The 15,619-nt window shown below is 72.7% G+C and carries 12 protein-coding genes; all 12 read left to right on the forward strand.

Annotated elements, in window-relative coordinates; genetic code table 11:
- Positions 1-73 precede the first annotated feature (73 nt).
- The 12 genes from ACZ4A5_RS18910 to ACZ4A5_RS18965 all read left to right on the forward strand — a co-directional run bounded on the left by ACZ4A5_RS18910 (position 74) and on the right by ACZ4A5_RS18965 (position 15,589).
- Complete coding sequence (locus ACZ4A5_RS18910; RefSeq protein ID WP_467584826.1) at positions 74-1,480, forward strand: MFS transporter; 1,407 nt, start codon at positions 74-76, stop codon at positions 1,478-1,480.
- 315 nt (positions 1,481-1,795) lie between these two features.
- Positions 1,796-3,028, forward strand: coding sequence for a serine hydrolase domain-containing protein (locus tag ACZ4A5_RS18915; protein WP_467584828.1), 1,233 nt, complete (start codon positions 1,796-1,798; stop codon positions 3,026-3,028).
- 157 nt (positions 3,029-3,185) lie between these two features.
- Positions 3,186-4,136: an ABC transporter ATP-binding protein gene (locus tag ACZ4A5_RS18920; protein WP_467584831.1), complete on the forward strand. Its 951-nt coding sequence runs from the start codon at positions 3,186-3,188 to the stop codon at positions 4,134-4,136.
- Positions 4,133-5,119, forward strand: coding sequence for an ABC transporter permease (locus tag ACZ4A5_RS18925; protein ID WP_467584834.1), 987 nt, complete (start codon positions 4,133-4,135; stop codon positions 5,117-5,119). Before ACZ4A5_RS18920 ends, ACZ4A5_RS18925 begins: the two co-directional genes overlap by 4 nt.
- 54 nt (positions 5,120-5,173) lie before the next feature.
- Positions 5,174-5,560, forward strand: a complete 387-nt coding sequence (locus ACZ4A5_RS18930) for a GntR family transcriptional regulator (RefSeq protein ID WP_467584836.1) — start codon at positions 5,174-5,176, stop codon at positions 5,558-5,560.
- A 212-nt stretch (positions 5,561-5,772) separates the two neighbouring features.
- Positions 5,773-6,870, forward strand: coding sequence for a hypothetical protein (locus ACZ4A5_RS18935; RefSeq protein ID WP_467584839.1), 1,098 nt, complete (start codon positions 5,773-5,775; stop codon positions 6,868-6,870).
- A gap of 139 nt (positions 6,871-7,009) precedes the next feature.
- Positions 7,010-7,573 carry a sigma factor-like helix-turn-helix DNA-binding protein gene (locus tag ACZ4A5_RS18940; RefSeq protein WP_467584841.1) on the forward strand — a complete coding sequence of 188 codons (564 nt, stop codon included), beginning with the start codon at positions 7,010-7,012 and terminating at the stop codon, positions 7,571-7,573.
- Between the two features lie 183 nt (positions 7,574-7,756).
- Positions 7,757-8,689 carry a D-alanyl-D-alanine carboxypeptidase family protein gene (locus ACZ4A5_RS18945; protein WP_467584844.1) on the forward strand — a complete coding sequence of 311 codons (933 nt, stop codon included), beginning with the start codon at positions 7,757-7,759 and terminating at the stop codon, positions 8,687-8,689.
- 496 nt (positions 8,690-9,185) lie between these two features.
- Entirely contained in the window at positions 9,186-11,183 is a 1,998-nt protein-coding gene (locus tag ACZ4A5_RS18950) for an ABC transporter ATP-binding protein (protein WP_467584847.1), read from the forward strand.
- 548 nt (positions 11,184-11,731) lie between these two features.
- Positions 11,732-12,382, forward strand: coding sequence for a DUF4360 domain-containing protein (locus ACZ4A5_RS18955; RefSeq protein ID WP_467584850.1), 651 nt, complete (start codon positions 11,732-11,734; stop codon positions 12,380-12,382).
- A 315-nt stretch (positions 12,383-12,697) separates the two neighbouring features.
- The gene (locus ACZ4A5_RS18960) at positions 12,698-13,234 is read left to right on the forward strand and encodes an ATP-binding protein (protein WP_467584853.1); all 537 of its coding nucleotides are present in this window, start codon (positions 12,698-12,700) and stop codon (positions 13,232-13,234) included.
- Between the two features lie 264 nt (positions 13,235-13,498).
- Positions 13,499-15,589 (forward strand): SpoIIE family protein phosphatase, encoded by a 2,091-nt coding sequence (locus tag ACZ4A5_RS18965; RefSeq protein ID WP_467584855.1) that lies wholly within the window; start codon positions 13,499-13,501, stop codon positions 15,587-15,589.
- Positions 15,590-15,619 lie beyond the last annotated feature (30 nt).

A 15,619-nucleotide genomic window follows, 5' to 3' on the forward strand; every position in this document is an offset into this window, starting at 1 on the left:
ACATTCCGTCAGTGCTGGGTGACGCTGTATGCTCCAGTGAGTTGGAAAAGCCAACTCACGAACGAGGAGAGCGATGACTCAGACTGCCGCCGCTGAGGCGGGCAGTGCGACGAAGCCCCGCTTCGGTCCAGTGTTCGCCGTCGTTGTAGCCGGGGTTGCGATGTCCAACCTCGACATGTTCATCGTGAACGTCGCCCTGCCCGACATCGGCGATCAGTTCTCCGGCTCCTCGCTGGCGTCGCTGTCCTGGATCCTCAACGCCTACGCGGTCGTCTTCGCCGCGCTGCTCGTCCCGGCGGGCAGCCTCGCGGACCGCACCAGCCCCCGCCAGGCGTATCTCCTCGGCATCACCGTCTTCACCGTCGCCTCCGCCGCCTGCGCGGCGGCGCCCGGCGTCTGGGTCCTCGTCGCGGCCCGGGTCGTGCAGGCCGTCGGCGCGGCCATGCTGATCCCCTCCTCGCTCGGCATCCTGCTCGCCGCGGCCCCGCCCGAGAAGCGGGTCGCCGCGGTCCGCGGCTGGACGGCCATCAGCGGTGTGGCCGCGGCGCTCGGCCCCGTCGCGGGCGGCCTGCTCACCCAGCTCGACTGGCGCTGGGTCTTCCTGGTCAACCTGCCCATCGGCGTCTTCGCGCTGGCGCTCGGCGTGCGGGTGCTGCCCCGTACGCCCGCCCGCCCCACCACCGCCCGGCTCGACCTCGTGGGCGCGGCCCTCCTCACCCTCGGCATCGCCGTCGTCGCCCTCGGCCTGGTCAAGAGCGAGGACTGGGGCTGGACCTCCGGCCGCACGATCGGCTCCCTGGTGGCGGGCGTCGTCCTGCTGGTGCTCTTCCTCCTCGGCTCCTCCCGCCACCCCTCGCCGATCCTGCCGCTGCGCCTGCTGCGGGTGCCCGCCGTCGGGCCCTCCACCTTCGCCAATCTCCTCTTCGCGGTGGCCTTCGGCGCGATGCTGCTCTCGGCCGTGCTCTGGTGCCAGCAGGTGTGGCACTGGTCCCCGCTGCGGACCGGCCTCGCCATCGCCCCCGGCCCGCTGATGGTCCCCGGCTTCGCGATGGGCATCGGCCCGGTGATCCGGCGGCTCGGCTCGGCCGCGGTCTCCGCGATCGGCTGCGTCCTCTTCGCGGCCGGCATCGCCTGGTGGATCTACCGCCTCGACACCGGCCACGACTACGCCGCGGGCCTGCTCCCCGGCATGCTGCTCACCGGCATCGGGGTCGGCCTGGTCGTGCCCACGCTGGTCGGCGCCGCGGTCACCGCGCTGCCGCCGCAGAGCTTCTCCACCGGCTCGGCCGTGGTGACGATGGCCCGTCAGGTCGGCTCGGTGCTGGGCGTCGCCATGCTCGTCGCCTTCCTCGCCGCCCCGCACGGCGGCGACCCCGTCACCTCCTTCGACCACGGCTGGGAGTTCATCCTCGTGTCGGCCGCGGCCGCGGCGGTGGTGTGCCTGTTCATCCCCCGAGCGAGGCCGAAGGAAGCGGCCTGACGGTGTACGTAACGGTGGAGCCCGGAGGCACGAAAGCCCCCGAACCCTCCGGGCTCACGCGCTCCCCTGGCGCGGCCGCGGCCTGACGGCCGTCGGCACGACGTGCACCAGGCCGGGCGGCCCGTGCGCGCGGTGACCTCACCGCGCCGGGCCGCCCGGCTCTTCCGCGTCACCCCCCTCGCGGGAAAGGGGGGTTTTCCCCACCCCGGCCGGGGGCTCACGTCCCTGGCCCGCCCCCGCCGCCCCTGATTGGCTGTGGAGCGCGGGGAGGGAACGGCCCTCCACCGGCACGGGACACCCAGGGGGACGAGGACGATGCGCGCGTACGGGCGGAAGAGCCGCTGGTCGAGAGCCGGACGGGCGGGGGCCGCGATGGGTGTGGCCGCGGCCGTCGCGGCGGGGATCGCGGTCGCGCCGCAGGCGAGCGCCTCCGGCCCGGCCGCTGGGCACTACGACACGCGCGCCCTGGAGGCGGACGTGCGCGCGGTGCGGGCCGCGAGCGGGAAGGTGAGCGTCCTCGCCGAGGCCGCCACCGGCGAGGGCACCCTCCGCGCCAGGTCGGCGGCGGGGGAGCGGGTGCCGTGGGACGCGCGGTTCCGCACGGCGAGCACGACCAAGACGTTCACCGCCACCGTCGTGCTCCAACTGGCCGCCGAGGGGAAGCTGTCCCTGGACGACACGGTCGAGAAGTGGCTGCCCGGCGTGGTGTCGGGCAACGGCAACGACGGGTCGAGGATCACCGTGCGCGACCTGCTCCGGCAGACCAGCGGCCTCTTCGACTACGTGGACGACCCGGAGCTCTCCGGCGCGCTCGCCCAGGACTTCGAGAAGCACCGCTACGACGCGACGCCCGCCGGGCAGTGGGTCGCGGTCGCGATGCGCCACCGGCCGCTGTTCGCACCCGACCGCGAGCACCCCCGCTGGGCGTACTCCAACACCAACTACCTCCTCGCCGGCCTGATCGCCGAGAAGGCGGGCGGCATGGGCTGGCGCGAGCAGGTCGAGCACCGTGTCATCGCCCCGCTCGGCCTGCGGGGGACCAGCGTCGCGGGCACCAACCCCTTCATGCCCGGACCGCACGCCCGGGTGTACTTCGACCTCCCCGGCGGCGCCCGGCTGGACGTCACCGAGAACAGCCTCCAGCACACCGCGGACTCGGCGGTCATCAGCACCACGGGCGACCTCAACACCTTCTTCCGCGCCCTCGTCACCGGCAAGCTCCTGCCCAAGGCCCAACTGGCCGAGATGCAGCGGACGGTGGCCCGCACCGACGACCCCGGCGACCGGGCCGAGTGGCCGCGCGGGGAGTACGGGCTGGGGCTGCGCTGGGTCCCGCTGTCCTGCGGCAGCGGCTACTGGACCCACGAGGGCGACGGGTTCGGCTCGTACACCCGCACCGGCGTGACCCCGGACGGGAAGCGGTCCGTCGCCGTGTCGATCACCAGCGCGGGGGACCGCCCCGACCCGGCGCGGCTCAACCCCGCCGCCCGCGAGCTCGTCGACGACGCCCTGTGCGCACGGCCGAGCGCGAACAACTCCGCAAAATAGGGCAAACCGCATTAAGTGGGGCGCGAGTTCGCTGCGACGCGGCGCGCTCGCGCCTCTTTTGGTCGTTTCCTCCCTCCGTGTTGACAGGTGATCCCGTGATCCATAATGCTCATTCCACTAGCTGACTAGTTAATTAGCAAAGTGGGCGGTGGATGGGATGAGATCAGCCGACGGCGCGAGCCGTTGGGCGGTGGAGGCACGGGGGCTGGGCAAGCGCTACCGGAAGAACTGGGCGCTGCGCGACTGCTCCTTCCGGCTGCCGGCCGGATCGATCTGCGGGCTCGTGGGCTCCAACGGCGCGGGCAAGAGCACCCTGCTGGGCATCGCGGCACGGCTCGTCCGGCCGACGACCGGCAGCCTGCGGATCCTCGGCCGGCCCGTGACGGACCCCGGGACGCTCGCGAGCTGCGCCTTCCTGGCCCAGGACAAGCCGCTCTTCCCGCAGTTCACCGTGGAGGACACGCTGCGCCTCGGTGCGGAGCTCAACCCCCGCTGGGACCGGGCCGTCGCCGAGCGCATCGTGGGCTCCGGCAGGATCCCGCTCGGCGCGCGCGTCGGCACGCTCTCCGGCGGCCACCGCTCCCGGGTGGCGCTCGCCTTGGCCTTCGGCAAGCGGCCCGGACTGCTGCTGCTCGACGAGCCGCTGGCCGCGCTCGACCCGCTCTCCCAGCACGAGATCGCGGGCCTGCTGATGGCCGAGGCCGCCGAGCAGGGCACGACCGTCGTGATGTCCTCCCACCAGTTGTCCGACGTGGCCACCATGTGCGACCACCTGCTGGCCGTCGCCGACGGCCGCGTACGGCTGGCGGGCGAGGTCGACGAACTGGTGGGGGCCCACCGGCTCGTCACCGGAGCGCACCTCGTGGAGGGCGTGCCGCAGGAGATCGCGCGGCACACCGTCGTCGAGTCGCGCACCACAGGGCGCCAGTTCACCGCGCTGATCCGGGCGCGGGGCCCCATCGAGGGCGAGTGGAAGGTCAGCGCGCCCAGCCTGGAGGAGGTGCTGCTGGGCTACCTCCGGTCGCCCGGCACGCCCGCCCTGGTGACCGCGGACGCCGGAATCGAGAACGAGGACCGCGCCGCGCGCGGGGAAGAGGGGACGGCATGAGCGGCGCCGTACGGACACCGGAGGAGTCGGAGGCCGGCAAGCAGCCGCCGCGCCTGCTGCGCGGCATGGCGTGGCTGGTCTGGCGCCAGCACCGCACGGCGCTGGTGGCCTGCCTGGTCCTCGCGGCGTCGGCCTGCGTCTACATGCTGTGGGAGCGTGCCGCGGCCGTGGACTACCTGGCCGGAGGCCCGGCGGGGCTCGCGGACGGCGAGTTCAAGATGGCCTTTCAGGGCACGGCCTACGCGTCGGCCTTCCAGAACGGCTCCGGGGTGATGGCGATGCTGCCCGTGATCGCGGGAGCCTTCCTCGGCGCCCCGCTGATCGCCGGTGACCTGGAGCGCGGCACCTGGAAGCTGGTGACGACCCAGTCGATGACCCGCCGCCGCTGGCTGGGCACCAAGGCCGGGATGGCGGTGCTCGTCACGCTGGTGTGCTCGGTCGGGCTCTCGGCCGCCTTCACCTCCTGGTGGAGCGTGGTGCACGACGTCACCTCCGCGGACTGGATCGAGAACGGCGACTTCGACAAGACCGGGCCCATGCCGGTGGCCTGGTCGCTGCTCTACCTCGCCGTCGGCGCCGCGCTCGGGGTGGTCGTCCGCCGGGTGCTGCCCGCGATGGTGCTGACGTTCGGCTTCGGACTCGTGATGAGCATCGTGTGGGACCGGATCCGGCTGCTGCCCTTCAATCCCCGGGTGATCACCAACCCCGTGGAGCAGGGCCAGCCCACCGTGCCCGCGGGCGGCGCCCGCTTCGACAACTGGACCGTCGACGCCCAGGGCAGGCTGCACGGCTTCGGCGCCTGCTTCAACGAGCGCACGCCGGCCGAGTGCAGGGCGAACAAGAGCATCGTCGCCCAGCGCCTGGAATACTTCGCCCACGACCAGATGAGCGCCATGCAGTGGACGTGGGCCGGGATCCTGCTGGCGGCGGCCCTCGCGATCGCGGGCCTCACCGTGTGGTGGGTCCGCCGGCGGCCGCTGTGATCCGCGAAGCCGTCCGGTCCACGCGCGGCCGGACGGAATGAGGGGCGGGCTCACATGGTCGAGTTCAGGATCGACCGGCACAGCGGCATGGCCGCCTACCTCCAGATCGTCCAGCAGGTCCAGGAAGCGCTGCGGATGGGCATCCTCGCCGAGGGCGACCAACTGCCCACCGCGGCGCGGGTCGCGCGGGACACCAAGCTCAACCCGAACACGACGCTGAAGGCGTACCGGGAGCTCGAACACCTGGGCCTCGTCGAAGCCCGCCCCGGCGTGGGCACCTTCGTCAGCGCCGTCCCGGCCCAGCGCCGCCCCCTCGCCGACTCCCCGCTCCTCGGCGAACTGTCGGACTGGATGCGCCGGGCCCGCGGGGCGGGCCTGGACTGGGGGGACGTCTCGGCCCTGATCACAGCGGCACGCGCGGAGCACTTCCCCGCGGGGTGAGCGGTCCTGCGGCCGGCCTGATGCGCCCGGCTGCGGGCTGCCCCGTCCCCACGACGCGGCGAACCCATCGACATCTGTCCCAGAAACGGCATGACGACACCATGAAACCGGTCCCGATACCCGGCTCCCGTACGGGAGATCACGCACCGGCGGCGGAGCCCGTCGCCGGACCGGCGCCGTCCGCGCCTCTGGCGAAACGTATCTTCCCGTGGGTGTGGCCGCCCCTCGCGGTCTACGCCGTCACCACCGCGCTGCATCTCGCGCTGCTCTCCGCGATGGCGGGCCCCGACGGCCCCGGGCTGCGGAACCGGCTCCTCTCCTGGGACGGCGAGCTGTACGTCGACATAGCCGCCAACGGCTATCCCGACGGCTACACCTACGCCGCCGACGGCAGCCTCACCGGCAACAACCTCGCGTTCTTCCCGCTGTATCCGCTGCTGATCCGCGTGGTGCACACCTGCACGGGCCTCAGCCACGAGCTGGCGGGCATCGTCACCGCCCATCTCGCGCTGATCGCCGCGCTGATCGTGGTGCAGTGCCTCCTCACCCGGCTGTACGGACGGCGGACCGCCGTCATCGGGACCGTCCTGCTGGCCGGGGCGCAGCCGATGGCCGTCGCCTTCCTGATGTCCTACAGCGAGTCGCTGTTCCTGGCGCTGGCCGCCGGGACGCTGCTGGCTGCGCACCGCCGCGCCTGGCTCACCGCGGGCACGCTCGCGCTGCTGACCGGGCTGACCCGGCCCGCGGCGGCGGCGGTGGTGGCGGCACTGGCCGTGGCCGCCGCCCGGGAACTGCTCCGCGAACGCCGCCTGCGGGCCCGCCCGTTGGCGGGCCTCGCGCTGGCCTGCGCGGGCACACCCCTGTACCTGTGGTGGGTGGGCGCGCGCGTCGGTGACCCGGCCGCGTGGTTCACCATCCAGGAGGCAGGCTGGGGCACGCACTGGGACAACGGGGCGGCGTTCCTCGGCTTCCTCGGTGACTCGCTGGGCCGCGGCGAGGGCTGGGTACCGGTGAGCACGGCCGTGCTGCTGCTCGGGATGGTCTGCGCGACGGTGGTGGCCTGGCGGCGCGACGCGTGGCCGCCGCTGCTCGTCCACGGCACGGGCATCCTGGTGCTCACGCTCTGCCAGAGCAACTACTCCCATTCCAAGCTGCGTCTGCTGGTGCCGGGCCTGCTCTTCCTGGTGCCCGCGGCGAGAGCGCTGGCCCGGGCGCGCCCGCGTACGGCGGTGACCGTGCTGACGGCGGCGACATTCTTCGGCTGCTGGTACGGCGCGTACATGCTCACGATCTGGCGCTACGCGATCTGAGCGGCGGGGGGTCGGCCACCGCGCGGACGCATATGAGTAATCACGCCACTGCGGAGAGTTAAAATTTTTGACGTGTTGCCGCACAACCAGCTCCGCCTTCCGGTTCATTGGACGCACCGCACGACGGATCGAGGGATCTGTGACTGGAGAGACGGACCGGCTCCCGCCGCTCCGCACGTGCAGCCGCCGACTGGCGATCACCTTCGCCGCCTTCCGTGAGATGCACGCGAGGCGCTGGTGCGCCTACGCCCATGTGCACACCGGGGACGGTGCGGCGGCGGAGGAGATCGTGGCGGCGGTCTTCGGGCAGCTGGGCCGGCAGTGGCCGTATGTGCTGCGCCGGCCGTCCGCCGACGCGTACGCCTGGTCGTCGCTCAAGGAGCACCTGGCCGCCTGGCTCGCGGTGCGCGGCCGTGACTCGGCGCTGGTGACGGCCGCGTTCGGCTGCGTGACCCGGCTGCCCCGCGAGTGCCGTCAGCGGTTCGAGCTGCTGGAGAACCGGATGGCGCTGTACGCGGCGATCGCCCGGCTGCCGGAGCGGCGGTGCGACGCTCTCGTCCTCAACCATGTGATCGGCTACAGCGTGGGCCAGGTCGCGAGCCTGCTCGGCACCGATGAGTCGCTGGTGCGCTCCCACATCGGCCACGCGAAGCGCAGGCTCGCGTCCGGCCCGCCCGTCGGGCACCCCGTCAGCGGGAGCTGACGCTTTCGTCACGGCGTGCGCCGGCACCCCTTCGGCCGGCACCCCTTTATCAGATGCCCGCGCCCTCCCTCCGTCAGCACGCGAAGCCTCAATCACCCGATCGTGAGGCCGATTTCACCACGCGAGGGGACCGGTGCAACGATGCGCTCGCCCGAACCGACTATCTGAGTAACTGGAGCCTGCATGCAGCGATGTGGGGGAGCACCGGCCGGCCGCTGGGGAGCGGCGTTGATCGCGTCGGCCACGGCCGTCGTCCTCGCGCTCCCGGCGCCCATGGCGGAGGCCGCCGGCGCGAGCGGCCCGCCGAAGGTCGCCGCCAAGGGCGCGTACCTGCTCGACAGCGGTGCCGACAAGCAGCTGTGGGCCAAGGAGGCCGACACCAGGCGGCAGATGGCCAGCACCACCAAGATCATGACGGCGGTCGTGGTGCTCGACAGCCACGGGGTGGACCTCGACCGGCAGATCCCGGTCAAGCAGTCCTACCGCGACTACGTCACACGCACCGGAGCGAGCACGGCCGACCTCCGCACCGGCGACAAGCTGACGGTCAGGCAGCTGCTCTACGCGCTGATGCTGCCCTCCGGCTGTGACGCCGCCTACGCGCTCGCCGACTCCTTCGGCAGCGGCGACGATGAGGGCGCGCGCACCCGTTCGTTCATCGCGATGATGAACAAGAAGGCCGCCGAGCTCGGGCTGACCCGCACCACCTACGACTCCTTCGACGGCATCTCCTCCCGGGGCGGCAACCTCACCACCCCGCGTGACCTGGCCAAGCTCTCCCGGCACGCGCTGCGGAACCGCATTTTCCGACAGATCGCGGGGTCCCTGAACACCCAGCAGAAGGCGACCAACGTCAACCGCCTCTACACCTGGTACAACACCAACAAGCTGCTCGGCTCCTACAAGGACGTCGTCGGCATCAAGACCGGCACCACCTCCGCCGCCGGACCCTGCCTGGTCTTCGCCGCGCAGCGCCGTGGCCGCGCCGTCGTCGGTGTCATCCTCGACGACGCCACCGCCCGCTACCCCGACGCCGCCAGGATGCTCGACTACGCCTACGGCAAGCACACCGAGCTGAAGCTCCGCAAGCTTCCGCCGATGGCCCGCGAGGACTGAGCGGCTCCGTACCCCGCCTCACCCGGACCCGGGCCTCCGACCGGAGGCCCGGGTTTCCGCGCGCGCGGACGCCGTAGGTGAGTGACCGTCACTTCCCAGGAACCGGCACTGTTTTGTACCTGAACGAGTGAACCGTCCACGGGGAAGTGCCGGATGCCGAACTCCCCGGCGCGCAGGGGGAGATAGAGTCCTTCCTGTCCGGAAACGGACATCGGACCCCCGCGTTCGCCGACGGTTGTACCGGACCGCACCGCCGTCCGCCGGGGCCCGCCACCCCACTCCGACTCCTCGGCACGTCGCCGCCCACCCCTGCGGCATCCGCATGCCCATGGGCCCTGCCCAAGAACGGGAGCGCACCCCCACCACTTCGTCCACCGAACCCTGGAGGCGTCATGTCCGCCCGAACCGAGCCCCGGAACGACCCGCGAGCCCACCGCCCACGGCCCGCCGCCCCGGAGCGCCGGCCCGCCGCGGCGAGTGACCGGGCGGAGGCACGATGACCGTCCTCAAGGGGCGGACACCACGGACGATCCCCGTCTCGGTGAGCGAACTGCTCCTGTTCGGCGGCGCCTTGCGGTGCGACGCGCCGTTCACGGACCACGAGAAGCCCCTGCTGAGGCTCACCTTCCGGTCGATGGCGCGGCAGTTCCCGGCCATGGTCGGCACGGTCGCGAAGGCCGCCTGGCGCGAGGACCCCGCCGCGCTGCTCACCCTGCTGGGCGCCGAGCTGGGGCAGGGCGCCGCCCGCGCCTTCGGGCTGGTGGCCACCAATCAGGTGCTCGTCGCCCTCTTCGCCGCCGGGCCCACCCCCGAGCGGATCCACCGGGCGCTGCCCGCCCTGCTCGCCGTCACCGCGGTCAGCGCGGCCTCCGCCCTGCTCGCCTCGGTCTCCGTCGCCGCCGCCGGGCAGTTGGAGCCCAAGGTGGAGCGGGTGTGCACCGCCCGCTTCTACCGCACCGCGGTCCGGGTGGAGCTCGCGACGCTGGAGAACAAGGACTTCCACCGCAAGCTCGACGCCGGCCGCTTCGGCACCGACTCGGTGCGGATGATGCTCGGCTCCTCGGTGCTCGTCGTCAACGCCCTGATCGGGCTGGTCTCGGCCGCCGGTGTGCTGGCGCTGCTGCACCCGTCGCTGGTGTTCATGCTGCTGCTCATCGCGGCGCCCAAGGGCTGGGGCGCGGTCGTCTCCGCCCGCCGCCAGTACGCCTCGCGGCACGCCTGGATCGAGCACCGGCGCGCGATCTCCGTCATCACCTCCACACTGACCGGCCAGGACTCCGCCGCCGAGATCCGCGTCCACGGCGCGGGCCGGATGCTCGTCGACGCCTACGACGACATGGCGGCCACCATGGAGAAGGAGCAGCAGCGTCTGGCCCGCGCCCAGGCGGTCACCCAGAGCGCGTCCTCGGCGCTGTCCGGGCTGGCGGCCGTCGCCGCGTACGGCGTGCTGTGGCTGCTGCTGGCGTCCGGGGGCGTGCCGCTGGCGATCGCGGGCACGGCCGTGATCGCCGTACGCGCCAGCGGCGCCGGGCTCACCTCCCTGGTGATCCAGGTCAACCGCCTCTACGAGGAGGCGATGTATCTGGCCGACCTGGAGGACGCCTGCCGCACCGCCGAGCGGCACGCCATCCCCTCCGGCGGGACGCCGCTGGCGGCGGGGGTGCGCGAGATCCGGCTGGAGAAGGTGTCGTTCGTCTATCCCGACACCACGGTCCCCGCGCTCCACGAGATCAGCCTGGCCATTCCGCCGGGCAAGGTCGTGGCCCTGGTCGGTGCGAACGGCTCAGGCAAGACCACCCTGGCCAAGCTGGTCGCCGGGCTCTATCTGCCGACGTCGGGGTGTCTGTCCTGGAACGGCGTCGACGTCCGGGAGGCCGACCGGGACCAGCTCTTCGACCAGGTGGCCGTCCTCTCCCAGGACTTCCCCCGCTGGCCCATGACCGCCCGCGCCAACGTCCACATCGGCAGGCCGGGGCGGCGGCTCGACCAGGACCTCATCGAGCGTGCGGCCGCCGACGCCGACGCCACCGATGTCGTCAAGTCCCTGCCGCACCAGTGGGACAGCCTGATCATCAAGGGCTTCGAGCGCGGCACCCAGATCTCCGGCGGCCAGTGGCAGCGGCTGGGCAGCGCCCGGGCCCGCTACCGCCACGCCCCCCTGCTCATCGTGGACGAACCCACCTCCGCGCTGGACCCCAAGGCCGAGGCGGAGGCGTTCCGTTCGCTGCGGACGCTGACCGACGAGGGCACGACCGTCCTGCTGATCACCCACCGGCTGGCCGCGACCGCGACCGCCGACCTCATCTATGTGCTGGACCGTGGGCACCTCGTGGGCGAAGGCACCCACGAGGAGCTGATGGCCGTCGAGGGCGGGCTCTACCGCTCGATGTACGAGCTCCAGGCCGCCCAGTACGGCATCGAGCCCGCTCCGCGATCCGTCCCCGACCCCGTCAGGCGCAATGGTTCCCCGCATGCACAGCCCGCCCAGGCATGACGGTCGCACCGGCGCACCGTCCCCGTCCCGGCCCTCGCCCTCCGCTCCGTCCCTGCCGCATCCCAGGCCCCCGTCGCAGCCGTCGCCCCCGGCGGTCCGGCCTCCGTCCTCTTCCGGACCGCCGCCCCCGTCCGACCGGCCGGGGCCGCCCGCCTCTTCGCCCCCGCCGGCCCGGCCGCCCCTCGGTCCACTGGCGAGCACCTTGCGCGATGTCTTCGGGTGTCTCGGTGTGATCACGGCGGCGGTCCTCATTTCCTTCCTCTGCGTTCACTTGAGCCACGCGTTCCCCGAACTCTCGGCCAAGTGAACGGAGTCGGACGTCGGCCATTACCGGCCAACAGGCCGCATGGCCGACGTCGACTCTGGCGGAGCCGTGTGCCGCCTCCTACCATTCGAACGCTCCCGTCCCCACGGGTCAGCCGAGGGTATGACTTGTCATGATCATGCCCTGAAATCGTTCGGTTCTCACTCATTCCGTTTCCGGAATCCGTCGCCGGCGTCCGGCCGGAATGCGCCCGCTCAGTCCAGGACAACGATTGGAGAGAGCCATGCCCGCCGGTCTTTTCGCAGGGGCCACGATCGCGGCGCTGTTCAGCGCCCCGTTCTCCACGTACGGGCCCTCGGTCATCGTCAACCCGCCGCCGGACAAGATCGTGATCGAGATAGCGACCGTGAACGGCTCGGGCTGCCCGCAGGGGACCGCCGCGGTGGCCGTGTCGCCCGACAACACCGCCTTCACGGTGACCTACAGCGACTACCTCGCCCAGGTGGGCCTGGGGTCCAAGCCGACCGACGCGAGAAAGAACTGTCAGCTCAACCTGATCGTCCACGTCCCCCAGGGCTTCACCTACGCCATCGCCAGCGCGGACTACCGCGGCTACGCCCAGCTGGAGAACGGCGCGGTCGGCGCCGAGAAGGCGTCGTACTACTTCCAGGGGCAGTCCCAGACCGTCCCCAGTGTCCATAACTTCAAGGGCGCCTACGCCGACAACTGGCAGGCGACCGACCAGGTCGACATCGCGTCCCTGGTCTGGGCGCCGTGCGGCGAGCAGCGCAACTTCAACATCAACACGGAGCTGCGCGTCAACGCCGGGACCTCGGACCCGACCAGGACCACCAGCTACATGACCATGGACTCGACCGACGGCAACCTCAACACCATCTACCACCTGGCCTGGAAGGAGTGCCCGAAGAAGTAGGCACGGCCCCTGCGTGGGGTGGCGGGCCGGCGGGCCCGTCACCCCGGGTATCGACGGGGACTTTATCCCGCCCACAACATGCGTCACCTGCGGCAATAGCACTCCGCACGGCCTTGGTCACATAATGGGTATAGACCTCTGGCGAAAAGCGCGCGAATGTGGGGGGAACCACAGCGAAGACCACCGGTCCGGAATCAGCCCGCCAGGACCGTACCGGCGCCAAGGGCACCTCCCCGGCCGGCGCCCTTCGCTCTACCTCGACCGCCCTTGAGTCAGATGCCTGCAATCAGCCGCGACACCGTGAGTCATCCGCACATGGCCGATGCCGTCACCAGCGCCCCCGCCGCGTGGGCCGTGGCACCACGGCACAGCCTCCGCTCCTCCGGGGCGGCCGGGCTCCCCCTGTGCATGCACAGCCCGCCCGCGCCGCGGCAGCCGTACCACCCCGCGCCGCACCCCTCCCGCGCGATCTCGCTGCCCCCGACCGTGCGCTCGGTGGCCGCCGCCCGCCGCTTCTCGGAAGGGCTGCTGGCCGAGTGGGGCCTGCACGAGCTCGTCGGGGACACCGCGCTCCTGCTCTCCGAGCTGGTCACCAACGCCGTGGTCCACGTGACCGACGCCGTCGGCGACATCGAGCTCGTGCTCACCCGGGCGCAGGGACACCTGATCGCCCAGGTCTCCGACACCGGCGGGCACCTGCCGCGCTGCGGCGAGGCGGGCGCGGACAGCGAGAACGGGCGCGGGATGTGGCTCGTCGAGCAGATCGCCACGAGGTGGGGCCACCGGCCGTCGGTCAAGGGCAGGGGCAAGACCGTCTGGTTCACGCTGGCCCTGCCCGCTACCGCCCGGTAGGCCGCCTCCGGCCCGGGCTTCGCCGGGGGCGCGGCCGCCGCCGGCCCACGCCCCTTTCCCCCGCGGGCGCCACCACGGAGCGGACGGCGCGGCTCCGCATCCCGGCTCACGCGCGAACGCGCACAGGCTGCGCGCTGGGCGGGTTCGGAGAGACCATGGAAGTCGCTGCGGCGACATGGCGGAGCGGCGGGGCCGGGTGACCTGCCTCCGGTCCGACCGGTGCGAGGCCGCCGCACCAGCCTCTGGGGCGGAAGGAGGACCTCGATGGGGACGACCGACGCGTACCGGTCGGAACCCGGCACCGCCACGGGCGCGCCCTCCGAGCCGGGCGGCCTGCTGGACGTGCTCAACGTGGCCGCCGTCGTCCTCGACCGCAAGGGACGGATCGTCCTGTGGAGTCCGCAGGCGGAGGCCCTCTTCGGCTGGAGCGCCTCGGAGGCCCTCGGGCGGTACGCCGCCGAGCTGCTGGTCATCGAGGGGCACCTGGAGCCGGTGCTCGAGCTGTTCGCCAAGGTGATGGGCGGCGAGTCCTGGGCCGGCGTCTTCCCCGCCCGGCACAAGGACGGCACCGCCCGGCTGGTGGAGTTCCGCAACATGCGGCTGGAGGACCGCAGCGGGGAGTTCTACGCCCTGGGGATGGCCACCGACCAGGAAGTCCTCCGCCATGTCGAGCGGGACCTCGCCCTCTCGCTCCGGCTGGTCGCCCAGTCGCCGATCGGCCTCGCCGTCCTCGACACCGACCTGCGCTTCGTCATGGTCAACCCCGCGCTGGAACGCATCCACGGCCTGTCCGCCGAGGAACACCTCGGCCGCCGCGTCGGCGAGGCCCTGCCGCTCGCGGACGTGGCCGAGATCGAGTCCGCCATGCGCGAGGTGCTGGCCACGGGCACCCCGCTGCTGGACCGCTTCGCCGTGGGCCGCGCCGGTGGCGGCGCCTCTGATGACCAGGCCCAGCTGGTCTCGTACTACCGCCTGGAGGACCCCGCCGGGCGCATCCTCGGCCTCGCCACCTCCGTCGTCGACGTCACCGACCGGCACCGGGCCAACGACGAGGCGCGGCGCCGCACGACGCTGATCGCCGACGCGTCCGTGCTCATCGGCACCACCCTCGACCTGGACCGCACCGCCCAGGAGCTCGCCCAGGCCGTGGTGCCGGGCCTGGGCGACGTCGCCGCGGTCGACGTCCTCGACACGGTGCTCGCCGGTGAGCGCGCCGTCCCGCCGGACGGGGACGCCGCCGTCTTCCGCGCGCTCGCCGTGGCCTCCACCGAATCCGCCGGCTCCGCCGACGCCGTCCGCGCCGCCGACCCGCCGGGGCAGATCGCGAAGTACGCGGCCGACCGGCTGGTCACCCGGTGCGTGACCACCGGGCGGCCCGTGTGCGTCGCCCGGGTCCACGAGCGCGACCTGCCCCGCATCGCCCGCGACGGGGCGGCCGCCGAGCTGCTGGCCCGCGCCGGACTGCACTCCTACCTCGCGGTTCCCCTGATCGCCCGGGGCGAGGTGCTCGGCGCGCTGGACCTCAAGCGCATCGGCAACCCCCGGCCCTTCGGCGAGGACGACATCGCGCTCGCCGGGGAGCTGGCCGCGCGGGCCGCCGTCAGCATCGACAACGCGCGCTGGTACCAGCGCGAGCGCAGCACGGTCCTCACTCTCCAGCGCAATCTGCTCCCGCAGCGGCCCGCGCACCTGGTCGGCCTGGAGATCGCCTACCGCTACCAGCCCGCGGGCACCGCGAGCAATGTCGGCGGCGACTGGTTCGACGTCATCCCGCAGGCCGGGGAGAAGAGTGCCCTGGTCGTCGGGGACGTCATGGGCAGCGGCATCAACGCGGCCGCCGCGATGGGCCAGTTGCGCACCGCCGCCCGTACGCTCTCCCAACTGGGGCTCGCCCCCGACCAGGTGCTGCACCACCTCGACCACACCGCCACCGGTCTGGACCAGATGATCGCCACCTGTGTCTACGCCGTATACGACCCCCACGAAGCCCGCTGCCACGTCGCCACCGCGGGCCATCTGCCGCCCGTCCTCGTGCGCCCCGGCCATCGCCCCGAGTTGCTCGGCCTGCCCGCCGGGGCGCCGCTGGGCGTCGGCGGTGTCCCCTTCGAGAGCGTCAGCCTGCCCCTGGCCCCCGGCGATCAGCTCGTCCTCTACACCGACGGCCTGGTCGAGACCCGCGACGAGGACATCGACGTCCGCCTGGACGTCCTGCTCTCCGTCCTCGCCGACGCCCCCCAGGACCTGGAGGAGACCTGCGACCTGCTGCTGAGCTCGCTGCGCGCGGGCAACGACCAGGACGACGTGGCGCTGCTCATCGCCCGGGTCAGGGCCGGGCCGGCCCCGGACGCCCGGTGACGGGCGGCTCCCCGCGGGCGCGGCCCTGAC

The sequence above is a fragment of the Streptomyces sp. NPDC025618 genome, assembly GCF_055558795.1.